Annotated in this window: 13 protein-coding genes; 9 read left to right on the top strand and 4 right to left on the bottom strand. The window is 61.5% G+C overall.

The window, feature by feature from the left end:
- Positions 1–67 precede the first annotated feature (67 nt).
- The 3 genes from RZS28_RS13005 to RZS28_RS12995 form a co-directional block, all read right to left on the bottom strand.
- Positions 68–658: a DUF3501 family protein gene (locus RZS28_RS13005; protein WP_407338169.1), complete on the bottom strand. Its 591-nt coding sequence runs from the start codon at positions 656–658 to the stop codon at positions 68–70.
- A 22-nt stretch (positions 659–680) separates the two neighbouring features.
- Positions 681–2,021, bottom strand: coding sequence for a heterodisulfide reductase-related iron-sulfur binding cluster (locus tag RZS28_RS13000; RefSeq protein WP_407338168.1), 1,341 nt, complete (start codon positions 2,019–2,021; stop codon positions 681–683).
- A gap of 203 nt (positions 2,022–2,224) precedes the next feature.
- Positions 2,225–2,647: a rubrerythrin family protein gene (locus tag RZS28_RS12995; RefSeq protein WP_407338167.1), complete on the bottom strand. Its 423-nt coding sequence runs from the start codon at positions 2,645–2,647 to the stop codon at positions 2,225–2,227.
- A 560-nt stretch (positions 2,648–3,207) separates the two neighbouring features.
- On the opposite strand from RZS28_RS12995, the gene RZS28_RS12990 reads away from it, so the two are divergent.
- The 5 genes from RZS28_RS12990 (at position 3,208) to RZS28_RS12970 (ending at position 7,672) form a co-directional block, all read left to right on the top strand.
- Positions 3,208–5,085, top strand: coding sequence for an ABC-F family ATP-binding cassette domain-containing protein (locus RZS28_RS12990; protein WP_407338166.1), 1,878 nt, complete (start codon positions 3,208–3,210; stop codon positions 5,083–5,085).
- Positions 5,086–5,307: 222 nt separating this feature from the next.
- Complete coding sequence (locus RZS28_RS12985; RefSeq protein WP_407338165.1) at positions 5,308–6,180, top strand: hypothetical protein; 873 nt, start codon at positions 5,308–5,310, stop codon at positions 6,178–6,180.
- 11 nt (positions 6,181–6,191) lie between these two features.
- Complete coding sequence (locus tag RZS28_RS12980) at positions 6,192–6,461, top strand: hypothetical protein (RefSeq protein WP_407338164.1); 270 nt, start codon at positions 6,192–6,194, stop codon at positions 6,459–6,461.
- 83 nt (positions 6,462–6,544) lie between these two features.
- Positions 6,545–7,411, top strand: coding sequence for a hypothetical protein (locus RZS28_RS12975; RefSeq protein ID WP_407338163.1), 867 nt, complete (start codon positions 6,545–6,547; stop codon positions 7,409–7,411).
- Positions 7,412–7,423: 12 nt separating this feature from the next.
- Positions 7,424–7,672 (top strand): hypothetical protein, encoded by a 249-nt coding sequence (locus tag RZS28_RS12970; RefSeq protein ID WP_407338162.1) that lies wholly within the window; start codon positions 7,424–7,426, stop codon positions 7,670–7,672.
- Positions 7,673–7,747: 75 nt separating this feature from the next.
- Here RZS28_RS12970 and rpsD read toward each other — a convergent pair whose 3' ends face one another.
- Positions 7,748–8,365, bottom strand: coding sequence for a 30S ribosomal protein S4 (gene rpsD, locus RZS28_RS12965; RefSeq protein WP_407338161.1), 618 nt, complete (start codon positions 8,363–8,365; stop codon positions 7,748–7,750).
- A gap of 504 nt (positions 8,366–8,869) precedes the next feature.
- On the opposite strand from rpsD, the gene RZS28_RS12960 reads away from it, so the two are divergent.
- The 4 genes from RZS28_RS12960 (at position 8,870) to ftsH (ending at position 13,396) form a co-directional block, all read left to right on the top strand.
- On the top strand, positions 8,870–9,475 hold the full coding sequence (locus RZS28_RS12960; protein ID WP_407338160.1) for an NAD(P)H-dependent oxidoreductase: 606 nt from the start codon (positions 8,870–8,872) through the stop codon (positions 9,473–9,475).
- 54 nt (positions 9,476–9,529) lie between these two features.
- Complete coding sequence (locus tag RZS28_RS12955; protein ID WP_407338159.1) at positions 9,530–10,384, top strand: oxidoreductase; 855 nt, start codon at positions 9,530–9,532, stop codon at positions 10,382–10,384.
- Positions 10,385–10,527: 143 nt separating this feature from the next.
- Positions 10,528–11,019 (top strand): tat pathway signal sequence, encoded by a 492-nt coding sequence (locus tag RZS28_RS12950; RefSeq protein ID WP_407338158.1) that lies wholly within the window; start codon positions 10,528–10,530, stop codon positions 11,017–11,019.
- A gap of 445 nt (positions 11,020–11,464) precedes the next feature.
- Complete coding sequence (gene ftsH / locus RZS28_RS12945; protein WP_407338157.1) at positions 11,465–13,396, top strand: ATP-dependent zinc metalloprotease FtsH; 1,932 nt, start codon at positions 11,465–11,467, stop codon at positions 13,394–13,396.
- Positions 13,397–13,416: the final 20 nt, after the last annotated feature.

Below are 13,416 nucleotides of genomic sequence, written 5' to 3'. Positions count from 1 at the left end.
ATTGGTCCAATCGATCGTTCAGATAATTATGATTGTCGCTACCGATGATGTGGCTAAATCGCCCCTCTCAGTCAAAATCTCCGGCGAGTTCGGCCCTGACGGCTTCCGGCACGATCGCCATATGGCCATAGGCCGGATGCGAAAAGCCGATCGTCGCCTCGGCGCGCGGCGCGCGAAAGGCTGCGATCTGCGCCCGCGTGAAGGGGAAATGGACAAATTGAACCGAGGACGCCTTGCCGTCCGCCCGCGTGCGGTCCTGATCCGCCTCGGGCGCACCGATAATGCGCTCGCCGCCGATCGAGATGAAGGCGGCGTTCTCGATGCCGCCGAGGCCGGCGAGAAGGCGCTTCCGCCTATCGGGATCGTCGATCTCGATCATGAAGGTCGCGACAAGCTCATGCCCTTTGGGGATCAGCGGATTATAGGCGGCGATCTCATCGGCCGCCTGCTCCGGCCCGGCCTTTTCGATATAGAGCATCTCGTGGACCTGCATCCACATCGTGTCGTAGTTCTCGAAATAGAAGGTGACGAAGGGTCCGACCTCGACGCGCCGATTCTGCTTGCGCAGGGAGATCTTGCGGCGGCTTTCCGGGCGGATCTTGCCGTAGTCGGCCATCGGCAGGATGTCGTCCGTCGTGAGATTATGCTTTTGCGCCATGTTCCGCTCCAAAGCCTATGGTCTAAAGGCCATAGGCTTCCGCCAGAAGTTGAATTGGATGGCTGTAGAGCCGCGGCTTCTCCTTGCCGCCGTCGAGCCTGTCCACGCCTTGGGCGATATGCAGGCCGGCGAGCGGACATTCCGACGTTACAATGGCCTTGCCGCCCTCCGCGGCCTGCCGCGCCACCGGCGCGCCGACCTTTAGCGCGGTCTCGAAATTTTCCGTCTTGTAGCCCCAGGAGCCGCCGTGGCCGGAGCAGCGCTCGATCACCTGCAGATTGGCCTCCGGGATGAGCTTCAAAAGCTCGCGCGCCTTCTGCCCCATGTTCTGCGCCCGCGAATGACAGGATATGTGCAAGGCGACTCCCCCGGTCGCGACCGGCGCGAGGCCCGGCGCCAGACCCTCTTTACGCGCAATGCCGACAACATATTCGCTGAGATCGAAGGTCGCTTTCGCCAGCAGCTTGACGTCAGCGTCATCGGGCAGAATCAGCGGCCATTCGGATTTGAGCATCAAGGCGCAGGACGGCACGAGCGCGACAATGTCATAGCCCTTTCTGATCCATGGACGCAGCGCGGCGGCCACGATCCGCGCGCTCTCCGCGACCTCCGCGATATTGCCTTGCTCCAATAAAGGCATGCCGCAGCAATGCGGATGCAGGACCTCCGTCTCGACCCCATTCCTGGCGAGCACCGCGCGGGCCGCCAATCCTATGTCCGGCTCGTTGAAATTGGCGAAACAAGTCGCGTAGATCACGGCCTTGCGGCCGGCGGCCGGGGCCTCGCGATTGACCGCGACCGGCTCTTCCTTGGCGCGCTCCTCGAAGCTTTTCGAAGCGTATTTCGGCAGCCAGGCCTCCTTGTCGAGGCCGACATATTTCTCGACCAGGCCGCGGGCGGTCTTGTTGGCGCTATTCGTCGCGAAATTGGCGAGCGGTGCGATGTAGGAGGCGAGCCTGCCGTTGCGATCGGTTTTGGCTAGCTCGCGATCGGCCAGGTCGACCTCGCCCTTCTTCGCCTCGACGGCGCGATAGCGCAGCATCAGATGCGGAAAGTCGAGATTGAACTCATGCGGCGGAACATAGGGGCATTTCGTCATATAGCACATGTCGCAGAGCGTGCAGGCGTCGACGACCGGCTTGAAATCCTTGCTCTCGACCGTATTGAGCTCGCCATTTGGCGAAGCGTCGACAAGATCGAAAAGACGCGGGAAGGAATCGCATAAATTGAAGCAACGGCGGCAGCCGTGACAGATGTCGAACACGCGCCGCAGCTCGGCGTCGAGCTTCGCCTCGTCGTAAAACTCCGGGTTCTTCCAATCCAACGGATGCCTTGTGGGCGCCCCTAGGCCGCCTTCGCTCATGTCGCCTCTTCTCGCCAGCGGGTCAAGCCAGACGGACGACTCGCATCCGTTTGGATCAAAATTGCGACTGGCTCTCTTGAATTATTGGTCGTCGCGTCCCGCTCAAATGCCGCACATCGGAGTCGGATCACGCGTTAGATATGGAGCCGGCCAAAGGGCAGCCCGGCTCGCGGAACGAGCCGGACCCTTTAGTCCGTCGCGGCTTACTTCGGCAGCTCGTCGAGAGCCTTCTGGAAGCGCCCGGCATGCGAACGCTCGGCCTTGGCGAGCGTCTCGAACCAATCGGCGATTTCGCCGAAGCCTTCCTCGCGCGCGGTGCGCGCAAAGCCCGGATACATGTCGGTATATTCGTGCGTTTCGCCGGCGACGGCGGCGGTTAGATTCTTCGAAGTCTCGCCGATCGGCAGACCGGTGGCCGGATCGCCAACCGCCTCGAGGAACTCGAGATGGCCATGCGCATGGCCCGTTTCGCCCTCGGCGGTCGAACGGAACACGGCGGCCACGTCATTATAGCCTTCGACGTCGGCCTTTTGTGCGAAATAAAGATACCGCCGATTCGCCTGCGATTCGCCGGCAAAGGCTGCCTTCAGATTGTCTTCGGTTTTGCTGCCACCAAGCGCTGCCATATTCACACTCCCTTCAACGAAGAAAAAACTGCGCGTCGAAGCCGAGGCTCCATCTGACTTAACCTATGGAGTTTCGACTTAGAATTATTCTAACGACTGTCGTGCGCCACGGCAAGGCCCGCTCTGCATCTTTGGCCAGGCGGCGTTTCGTCGCCGGGCGCGAGCAACGAGCAGAAGATCATTTACGCAAATCAAGAATTCGGCGGTTCGCCCCATTACGCCCCGAGTTTCCAGCAAGGCGAATAGGATCGCCGCTGCGAGGTCCTATCTAAAGCGATTTCCTATGCGCGGAAACGCTTAAGCCATTCCTCGCCTTCGCTCAAGCCTCCCATATTGGAACTGCTCCAAATGGCGTGGAATTGCTTTCCGACCGAGGCGATCGGGATAAATCGAACGTCTCCGCGAAAATATAGACCAGGTTCTACTTCGCGAGACGCATCCAATCGGCGGCGACCCCGCTCTTTCGATCTATTGCGACACAGTTCAATCAACAGCGAAAATACTCTGGGCGAAATTCACTTTCTCTTGCAATGCAGCGCAAGGCGAGCGACAAGCCCGGCATGCTCCATATCAACGACATAACGCTCCGATTGGGACCTCGGGTTCTCTTCGACAAGGCGACCGCGGCGCTTCCCGACCATGCACGCGTCGGCTTCGTCGGCCGCAACGGCGCCGGGAAGACGACGCTGTTCCGCATGATCTCGGGCGAGCTCGCGCCCGAGTCCGGCTCGATCTCCTATCCGCGCCAGATGCGTCTAGGCCGCGTCGAGCAGGAGGCGCCGGGCGGCCCCGGAACCCTGATCGATTTCGTTCTCGCCGCCGATCTCGAACGCGCCCGCCTCACGGAGGAAGCCGAAACCGCGACCGACCCCGCGCGCATCGCCGACATTCACATGCGGCTCGCCGATATTGACGCGCATTCGGCGCCCTCGCGCGCCGCAAGCATTCTCTCCGGCCTCGGCTTCGACGAGCCGGCGCAAAATCGGTCTCTCAGCGAATACTCGGGCGGCTGGCGGATGCGCGTCGCCCTCGCGGCTGTTCTGTTCTCGAATCCCGATCTTCTCCTTCTCGACGAGCCGACCAATTACCTCGATCTCGAAGGAACGCTCTGGCTCATCGATTATCTGCAGCGCTATCCGGCGACGATTCTCGTCATCAGCCATGACCGCGATCTGCTCGACGCCGTGTCCGATCACATCCTGCATCTCGACCAGGCCAAGCTCACCCTCTGGCGCGGCAATTATTCGAGCTTCGAGCGGCAGCGGCGCGAGCAGCAGGCGATCCTGCTCAAGCACAAGAAAAAGCAGGACGATCAGCGCAAGCATTTGCAGTCTTTCGTCGATCGGTTCCGCGCCAAGGCCACCAAGGCGGCGCAGGCCCAGTCGCGGCTGAAAATGCTCGCCAAGATGGAGCCCGTCTCGGCGATCGTCGACGGCCATATCCTGCCGTTTCATCTCCCCTCGCCGAAAAAGCCCCTGAGCCCGCCGATCGTCGCCATGGAGGACGCCAGCGTCGGCTACGGGGCGGAGCCAGTGTTGAAGCGGCTATCTCTCAATATTTCGGATGATGACCGCATCGGCCTCCTCGGCTCGAACGGCAATGGCAAATCCACCTTTGCCAAGCTCGTCGCCGGGCGGCTCGAAGCCCAAGGCGGCGTGGTCAGGCGCTCCTCCAAGCTGGAGGTCGGATTTTTCGCCCAGCATCAGGTCGATGATCTCGACGAGACGGCGACGCCCTTTCAATGCGTCGCCGAGCTCATGCGCGATTCGACCGAGGCGAAGATCAGAGGCAAATGCGCCCAATTCGGCTTCCCGAATGTGAAAGCCGACACCAAGGTCGCGCAACTCTCCGGCGGCGAAAAGGCAAGGCTTCTGATGGGACTCGCGACCTTCCACGGGCCGCATCTTCTCATTCTCGACGAGCCGACGAACCATCTCGACATCGACAGCCGCGCCGCCTTGATCGAGGCGATCAATGAGTATGAAGGGGCGATCATCCTGGTCTCGCATGACCGGCATCTTCTCGACGCCTGCGCCGACCGGCTCTGGCTCGTCGACGGCGGCACGGTCAAGGCGTTCGACGGCGACATGGACGACTACAAGAGATATGTCCTCGACCGCGCCGGCGCCGGCAATGGCAGGCAAGCGAAGAAGGACCGCGCCGAAGCCCAGCGCGCCGAGCCGCAACGCCGCGACGCGCCCAGCAAAAAAGACGCCGCGCCGCTGAAGAAGCGCATCTGGGCGATCGAGGAAAAAATGCGCAAGTTCCAGGATCTCATGGCGCGCATCGACAAGACGCTCGCCAATCCCGCCGTCTTCTCCAAGGATGCGGCGAAAGCCGCGCAGCTTTCGGCGCAGCGCGGCGATCTGGAGAAGGCCCTTGTCGCGGCCGAAGAAGAATGGCTCGAGCTCACCTCCGACGCCGAAGCGGCGCAATAGGCCGCCCCCAAACTCGCCGTTGTTGCAACGCAACCTGCTCCATGCGTCGCGGCGCCTGCGCAGCGCTCATGATGTGCGCATTGACGCATTGAGGCGCGAAGACTAGCCTTACCTATCGGCGTGGAAGGGGGAATCGATCCGCGGGCGCCTGCGCCCGTTGCGATCGTTGGTTCTGCGCTGTAGCGGATATGCTTGGGCTGCTGAGGCCGGGGGGAGGCGTCTGTGCAAGTCAAAGTCCCAAAGCTTGACATCCAGCAAGCGGGCCTCACGACCATATCGGTCGGCGAGGTCTCGATCGGCCCGATAACGGTCGGCGACCTGGTGTTGAACAATACTGATTTCTCGCTGTCGGCGGCGCAGGGCGTGCTGCAAAACGTCAGCGTCACGGTCACGTTGCAGATCTCGGTCGAATGGCACGTCCACGTCGGCTTGCCGGATGGAATCCCCGACATTGACGTCGGCGACACATATGATCTCGGCTCCTTCAGCTTCTCGATGCCGGTCGGCAATATCGTGATCCCAGGGCTGAACAACGTCCATATCAATATTCCGTCGTTGACCGCTCAGAACCTATCGGTTTCGGCGAACCCACTGAGCCTCCAGCTCCACAACACGACTGCCGACCAGATCCAAGCGCAAGACACAGCGCTGCCCTCGGCCGGCTTTACGATCGCCGGCCTGACGATCAACTCGGTGCAGGGGGAGACAATCAGCGTCCCGGCCGCAAAGATCGACACGGCCACGATCCGCCACGTGCATGGCGACCCGGTGAAAATCCCGGCGTTCAACTTGAGCGGCCTGCAATTGCCGACCGCTCAGATTCCTCAGCTAAGCAGCTCGGCGCCGCTCGACATACCAGCCAATCTGCCGTCGCGGTCGGTCGGTTTCGACGCCGGCATCTTGCGCCTTTCGATCAAGATCACGCCATCTGCGCTGTCGCACATCGACCATCTTGAGATCACTGGCGCAAATGCGAGCGCGACCGTGGGCCAGGTTGTTCTGCATAATGTCGTGCTGCCCTATGACGCGCTCAATCTCACCCTTTCTCAAATCGGGATCAACACGATCGAGATTCCGGAATTTACCGTCTCGTGAAGGAGGCGCCGATGGCCGCGGATGAAACGCCTGAAGTCACCCTTGTTCCGGTGAAAAAATACGAGATCAATGTGACGCTTGAGGACATACTCACGCCGCTTACGCAGATCAGCAGCCGGCCGATCGAAGCGGGCGAGACCGGGGTCCACCCGGAGCTCGCAGGCCATCTGCAGAGATTGAGCGAGCTTGCGAGTCAGCTCAAGGAGGTCGTCGGCGCAGTCAATCGGATCCACCCGACGCTGCTCGCCCCGCAGGCGCAGCGAAAGCCGCCCGGCGATTGATTGACCGCAACACGCGCAGAGGGGGCTCCAGAGCCGCAACCGGGAGCGGCCGCGGAAAGCGCATTTAAGCAGAAGGGCGAGAGATGCTAGCGACAATCGCGGAAGCGGACATCCAGCAATTTGGCGTCAATGCGATCAGCGTCGGCGATATCGGAATAGGCCCGATCCAGATCGGCCAGCTGGTCGTGACTGATTTCGAGCTCAACGCCGCGTGCGACGGCGGCATCCTGCGCAACTTCCGCGTGACAATCAATTACGCCATGAGCCTGGAGTGGCGCCTGCATATCGATGTGCCCGGCGCCGCGTTCGACGACAACGGCGTGGTGGACATCGGCATCCAGAATTTTACCGTGGCCTTCGGCGACATCAAGCTGCCGGGGCTCGAGAAATTCAAGATCGACATAGCCAGCCTGAATGTCGCGAATGTCGCGGCGACCGCCAATCCAATCGCGAGTCTGCAGCTCGGGGCCTTGGTCGCGGAGCAGATCCAGGCCCGCAATCTCAAACTGCCCACGCAGGGGTTCTCGATCGCGGGGCTCGGGATCGGAGCCTTGAACATCGGCGGCTTCGGCGCGCCCGCCGCAAGCATCGATTCGCTCACGATCGGGAAGATCCATGGAGACGCGTTCCCGCTCGGGCAACTGGCTCTATCCAATCTGGCGCTCCCCAGCGCATCGGTCGCGGATATTGCGAGCCAGGGCGTGGATGTGGCCGCGACCCCAAAGCCGAAGGCGTTCCATATTGATCTCGGCTGCCTCGACCTGTTGCTCAAGGTCAAACCCAGCGCCGAGGCCCATATCGATCAGCTGGTAATCCATAATATCAGCGCCAGCACGTCGATCGGCAAAATAGAGCTGCACAATGTCGTCGCGCCCTATGAATTTCTGAATCTCACCTTGTCGCAGGTTGGGATAAATACGATCTCCGCGCCAACCGTGGCGATCTCATGAAGGAGCAGGTCGATGGCCAATGCGACGGACGACGACTATGAATATGTAGAGGTCACGGTCAGCAAGAAGATCGAAATAAGGTTTTCCGTTGATAACCCGCTGACTGCGGCCCAGAAACAGGCTGGCGCGGTGACGAGCGCGGTCAGGAACGCCCCCGCGCAGGCGGCCGATCGCGTCGGCCAAGCCGCGCGATTGGCCCAACAGGTCAAGAATTTCGTATCCCGATTCGGACAGCCGAAATCGCCGAACGATTCACCCTGAGCCTCGAGTCCGGCGGATTGAAGCAATCCGCCGTTCGCATTGGTCGCCGACTCGGCCTCCGGCGTCGATCGAGGATCAGCGCGAATAGAACTCGATGACGAGATTGGGCTCCATGACCACCGGATAAGGCACTTCCGCGGGCAGCGGTATCCGGGTGAGCTTCGCGCTCATCTTATTATGATCGACATCGTAATAGTCCGGCACGTCGCGCTCGGCGAGTTGCTTCGCCTCGAGGACGAGAATGATCTCGCGCGAGGATTCCTTCAGCTCGATCACATCGCCGACCTTGACCTGATAGGAGGCGATATTGACCCGCCGTCCATTGACCTTGACGTGGCCATGGCTGACGAACTGCCGCGCGGCGAAGACAGTCGGCACGAATTTGGCGCGATAGATGACGGCGTCGAGACGGCGCTCCAAAAGACCGATTAGGTTGTCGCCGGAGTCGCCCTTCAAGCGGATCGCTTCGGCGTAATATTTGCGGAACTGCTTTTCCGAAATATTGCCGTAATAGCCTTTGAGCTTCTGCTTGGCCTTGAGCTGGGTGCCGAAATCCGAAAGCTTGCCCTTGCGGCGCTGGCCATGCTGGCCCGGTCCATATTCGCGCCGATTCACCGGGCTCTTCGGACGGCCCCAGATATTCTGGCCCATCCGGCGGTCGATCTTATACTTGGCTTCAGCGCGTTTCGTCATCGCGTGTCCTCTTGATAGATACGCTGGCGAGAGGACGCGCGGAGTCGACGCTGGAAGCGCAGCGCTCAAAACGGCGTCCTCCACCGGCAAGGGGGGAGGAACGCGCCCTCCTCTGCGAGGCCTTGAAACAAGGCCAAGCCGACAGGCTCATCGCTTCAGCGGAAATCTGCTTGAACAGAAATCTGCTTGATGAAGGAAGCGCCGCGGGTGCGTCTTAGAATGGGACAAAGCCCATCGCAAAAGCTTGGCGCGCCCGAAGACGCGCCAAGAACGATCCGGTTAGATGAGTTTTATCCGCAGGTCAAGAGCGCGTCCCCGAGCCAGCGAGACGGAGCGAAAGCGGGGCGCAAACCGTAGAAGGCTGCATCAGGCGCGCTTGTCGCTTACCGGGCCCTCAGCATCCTCGCGCAGGCATTAACGCCTGCGAGCTCTCGCGCCTATCTTGAGGCAGATCAGCGACGGCTCGCCCGAAATGACCGATACCAAATTTTATCGGAGGATCATATGAAGCACCTCGTCGTCGTGGCTCATCCCGCCGAAGACAGCTTCACGATGGGGCTGACGCGCGCCTATGCCGCAGAATTGGAAAAGCTCGGCCACAGCCAGCAGACATATGATCTCTACCGCATGGGCTTCAATCCCGTCCTCGCCGCGCGCGAGCTTGCGCCAGCGAGCGCCGATCATCCGCCCTGCTCGGATGTGGCGCAGGCGCAGGATGATATACGCTCCGCCGACGTTCTTACCGTCATCTACCCTCTTTGGTGGATGTCGATGCCGGCGATGATGAAAGGGTATATCGACCGCGTTTTCGCGCGCGGCTTCGCCTATGAATCACACAACGGCCTCGTGCGCGGGCTTCTCTCCGGGAAGAAGGCGGTTCTGATCACAATCTCGGGAGCGCCGTTGCGGATCCTAATTGAAAGCGGCAATTGGAAGGCTGTCGAAATTCTCCAGGACACGCATATCTTCCGGTCCGCCGGATTCGATCTGCTCGAACATCTGCATTTCGACGAGGTTGCGCCGGACCTCCCGCGCTCAATCGCAGATCAACACATGGCGCGCGTCCGGTCCTGCGCCGCGCGGCATTTTCCGCCGCCGTCAGCGGTTTGAAGAGAGCCGGACCGGTCTTTCGACCTGGTGGCATCGTTCAAAGGAAAGTGACTTATGGCAGACAGCAACGCCGATTCTCCCGTTTGGTTCGTCACCGGCTGCTCCACAGGGTTCGGGCGCGAGTTCGTCCGCGCCGCGCTCGCGCATGGATTTCGCGTAGCCGCGACGGCGCGCGATCCGAAGAAGCTCGACGATCTCATCGCCGGGCATGAAGACAACGCGAAAGCCTTCGCCCTGGACGTGACGAAGCCGGATCAGATCAAGCGCGCCGTTAGCGAAGCGGAGCGCGCGTTTGGCCGCATCGACGTGCTCGTCAACAATGCCGGCTACGGTTACATGGCCGCAGTGGAGGAAGGTGACGAGAAAGACATCCGCGCCATGTTCGAGACTAACTTCTTCGGCTTGGCCGCGATGATCCGCGCGGTTCTGCCGGGAATGCGGGCTCGGCGGCGCGGGCATATCGTCAATATCGCGTCCGTAGGCGGGATCGTCGGCTTTGCCGGTTCCGGCTATTATGCGGCCACCAAATTTGCGGTTGAGGGCCTGTCGGAGTCCCTCGCGCAGGAGGTGGAGCCGCTAGGACTCCATGTGCTCGTGGTCGAGCCTGGCCCGTTTCGGACGGATTGGGCTGGGCGATCACTAAAACAATCAACCGACGTCATTGCTGACTACGAGACGACGGCTGGCCGCCGACGCAGGGAAATCCCCGGATATAGCGGCAGGCAAGCGGGCGATCCTGCGCGCGCCGCCGAGGCCGTCATCAAGGCGGTGCAATCGCGCACGCCGCCGCGGCATCTCGTGCTCGGTCATGAAGGCTTCGACAATGTCGAAAGCCACCTGCGCTCGATGCTGCAGGAGGTAGACCTCTGGAAGACGACCAGCTTGGGCGCCGACTACCCCATTGCATGACGCACCAGAACTTACGGATGTCGCCACATGTAGCGACCTGAGGCGATCTGGGAATGGGGTCTCATGGCCATCGCGATTGCGCGCGGCGCCCTAGGTTGACGCGCGCGCTCAGAAAGCCTGCATGCCGCGACCAGGAGAAACTCATGCAACGCCGGACATTCCTTCTGACAGCGCTGTTGCCGGCCATGCTGGCAAGCGCGGCCAAGGCTTCGGAAATCGATCCGAAGCAGACCTTCATCCTGCAACACGGCGACATCAGCTTCGCCCCCTGGGCTGGGTTGCCGCCGGGCAGCGGCGAAATGGCGAAACTCTACGGGGACCTTGACCGGCCTGGCCCCTACTTGGTCCTGATGAAATGGAACCCTGGCTGGTTCAGCGCGCCGCACAGCTACGCCACCGATCGAATCCAGATGGTCATGTCCGGCACATGGTGGGTCAACAGCGGCGCCGACTTCACGCCGGATATGGCTGTGCCGGTGCCGGCAGGCGGCTACGTCAAGCGGACCGCGCGGACCTTCCATTATGACGGCGTGCCTCACGGCGCCAAAGAGCCTGTGGTGATCGCAATCTTCGGCATAGGCCCGGTCGACATCGAGCTTGCCGATCCGCATCTGCCTGCGTGGCGACAGGCGTAGCTCGTGCGTCAGACAAAATCTCATTGCTGATGACGACATACATCAAGAACGCGCATCGGCCCCGCCCCTGGCATGAAAGCGAGGCAGAACCATAATCATGATGACGAGACTGAAGTCGAGAGGGGCAACTGGTGTTGGATAAGCATTTTCTATTCCTGACATAAAAATAAATGATGAGGCCGAGCCCCATCTCGGGCGATCAGGGCAATGCTTCATAAGCATCTTCTATTCCCGCGATAAAAACATACGATTTCATTTGTCTCGCTGCTTCACATACTCTGCACACACGCCGAAGGAGCATACAATGTCGGCGTTATGCCGACATGGCGAACGGTCATCGACTAAGGGAGGCGTTTGCACCGCGGTCCTGGCGGCCTGACCTGTGCAAGTCACAACGCTATCCGGTCACCTTCTCAATTTGCTTAGAACCGCGGCGGGAACGACAATGAATCCGAACTTCCGAAATTTCGCGCTTTGGGTAATCATTATCCTGCTCGTGGTCGCGCTGGTCATGCTGTTCCAGAACCCGGGCCAGCGGGCGCCGACGCAAGACATCTCGTTCAGCCAGCTCCTGAATGAGGTCGACCAGGGGCATGTCCGCGAGGTCACCATCGCCGGCAATGAGATCACCGGCCATTTCACCGACAATCGCGCCTTCGCGACCTATGCGCCGAATGATCCGACCCTGGTGCAGAGCCTCTACAAGAAGAACGTGTCGATCTCCGCCAAGCCGCCGTCCGAGGGCAATAACTGGCTCCTGACGCTGCTCGTCAACGGCCTGCCGCTCATCGCCATCTTCGGCGTCTGGATCTTTCTCTCGCGCCAGATGCAGGGGGCGGGCGGCAAGGCCATGGGCTTCGGCAAATCCAAGGCCAAGCTTCTGACCGAGGCGCATGGGCGGGTCACTTTCGAGGACGTCGCCGGCGTCGACGAGGCCAAGGAGGACCTGCAGGAGATCGTCGAGTTTCTGCGCGATCCGCAAAGGTTCCAGAGGCTCGGCGGACGCATCCCGCGCGGCGTCCTTCTCATCGGACCGCCCGGCACCGGCAAGACCCTGCTCGCCCGCGCCATAGCCGGCGAGGCCAATGTGCCCTTCTTCACCATCTCGGGCTCCGATTTCGTCGAGATGTTCGTCGGCGTCGGCGCGAGCCGCGTCCGCGACATGTTCGAGCAGGCCAAGAAAAACGCGCCCTGCATCATCTTCATCGATGAGATCGACGCGGTCGGGCGGCATCGCGGCGCGGGCCTCGGCGGCGGCAATGACGAGCGCGAGCAGACCTTGAACCAGCTGCTTGTCGAGATGGACGGGTTCGAGGCGAATGAGAGCATCATTCTGATCGCCGCCACCAACCGTCCCGACGTGCTCGACCCGGCTCTGCTGCGTCCCGGCCGCTTCGATCGCCAGATCGTGGTGCCGAACCCGGATGTGGTCGGCCGCGAGCGCATCCTTAAAGTGCATGTCCGCAAGGTGCCTCTCGCGCCGGACGTCGAGCTCCGGACGGTGGCGCGCGGCACGCCGGGCTTTTCCGGCGCGGATCTCATGAATCTCGTCAATGAGGCGGCGCTTCTGGCGGCGCGGCGCGGCAAGCGCGTCGTCACCATGGCCGAGTTCGAGGATTCCAAGGACAAGATCATGATGGGCGCCGAGCGGCGCACCATGGTGATGACCGAGGACGAGAAAATGCTCACCGCCTATCACGAGGGCGGCCACGCCATCGTCGCGCTCAGCGTGCCGGCGACCGATCCGGTGCATAAGGCGACGATCATTCCGCGCGGCCGCGCGCTCGGCATGGTGATGCAGCTGCCCGAGCGGGACAAGCTCTCGATGACCTATGAGCAGATGACCTCGCGCCTTGCGGTCTGCATGGGCGGCCGGGTTTCGGAGGAGATCATTTTCGGCAAGGACAAGATCACCTCCGGCGCCCAATCCGACATCGAGCAGGCGACCAATCTTGCGCGCGCCATGGTGACCCGCTGGGGCTTCTCCGACGAGCTCGGCACGGTGATGTATGGCGACAACCAGCAGGAGGTCTTCCTCGGCTATTCGATGGGGCGGCAGACCACCATCTCCGAGGCCACCGCGCAGAAGATCGACTCGGAAGTGCGCCGGCTGGTCGAAATGGGGCTCGGCGAGGCGCGCCGGATCATCACCGAGCGGCGCAACGACCTCGAGACCCTGGCCAAGGGGCTGCTCGAATTCGAGACCCTGACCGGCGAGGAGATCCTCGGCCTGTTGCAAGGCCGCCGCCCGGTGCGCGACACCGGCGACGACGCAACAACGCCGCTGCGCGGATCTTCCGTGCCAACCACAGGCGTCATCCGCCCGCCAAAGGCGGGGCCCAATCTGGAAGGGTTAAATCCACAACCACAGGCGTAACAACCACGCGCCGCGCGCCG

This window comes from Methylocapsa polymorpha, from assembly GCF_045689225.1.
In the GTDB taxonomy this organism is placed as follows: domain Bacteria; phylum Pseudomonadota; class Alphaproteobacteria; order Rhizobiales; family Beijerinckiaceae; genus Methylocapsa; species Methylocapsa polymorpha.
This window is presented reverse-complemented; position numbering and strand designations above follow the sequence as displayed.

What these genes read in the sequence shown, in the direction of transcription:
- RZS28_RS13005 (WP_407338169.1), bottom strand. Translation starts at nt 658, where the DNA reads ATGGCGCAAAAGCATAATCTCACGACGGACGACATCCTGCCGATGGCC.
- RZS28_RS13000 (WP_407338168.1), bottom strand. Translation starts at nt 2,021, where the DNA reads ATGAGCGAAGGCGGCCTAGGGGCGCCCACAAGGCATCCGTTGGATTGG.
- RZS28_RS12995 (WP_407338167.1), bottom strand. Translation starts at nt 2,647, where the DNA reads ATGGCAGCGCTTGGTGGCAGCAAAACCGAAGACAATCTGAAGGCAGCC.
- RZS28_RS12990 (WP_407338166.1), top strand. Translation starts at nt 3,208, where the DNA reads ATGCTCCATATCAACGACATAACGCTCCGATTGGGACCTCGGGTTCTC.
- RZS28_RS12980 (WP_407338164.1), top strand. Translation starts at nt 6,192, where the DNA reads ATGGCCGCGGATGAAACGCCTGAAGTCACCCTTGTTCCGGTGAAAAAA.
- RZS28_RS12975 (WP_407338163.1), top strand. Translation starts at nt 6,545, where the DNA reads ATGCTAGCGACAATCGCGGAAGCGGACATCCAGCAATTTGGCGTCAAT.
- RZS28_RS12970 (WP_407338162.1), top strand. Translation starts at nt 7,424, where the DNA reads ATGGCCAATGCGACGGACGACGACTATGAATATGTAGAGGTCACGGTC.
- rpsD (WP_407338161.1), bottom strand. Translation starts at nt 8,365, where the DNA reads ATGACGAAACGCGCTGAAGCCAAGTATAAGATCGACCGCCGGATGGGC.
- RZS28_RS12960 (WP_407338160.1), top strand. Translation starts at nt 8,870, where the DNA reads ATGAAGCACCTCGTCGTCGTGGCTCATCCCGCCGAAGACAGCTTCACG.
- RZS28_RS12955 (WP_407338159.1), top strand. Translation starts at nt 9,530, where the DNA reads ATGGCAGACAGCAACGCCGATTCTCCCGTTTGGTTCGTCACCGGCTGC.
- RZS28_RS12950 (WP_407338158.1), top strand. Translation starts at nt 10,528, where the DNA reads ATGCAACGCCGGACATTCCTTCTGACAGCGCTGTTGCCGGCCATGCTG.
- ftsH (WP_407338157.1), top strand. Translation starts at nt 11,465, where the DNA reads ATGAATCCGAACTTCCGAAATTTCGCGCTTTGGGTAATCATTATCCTG.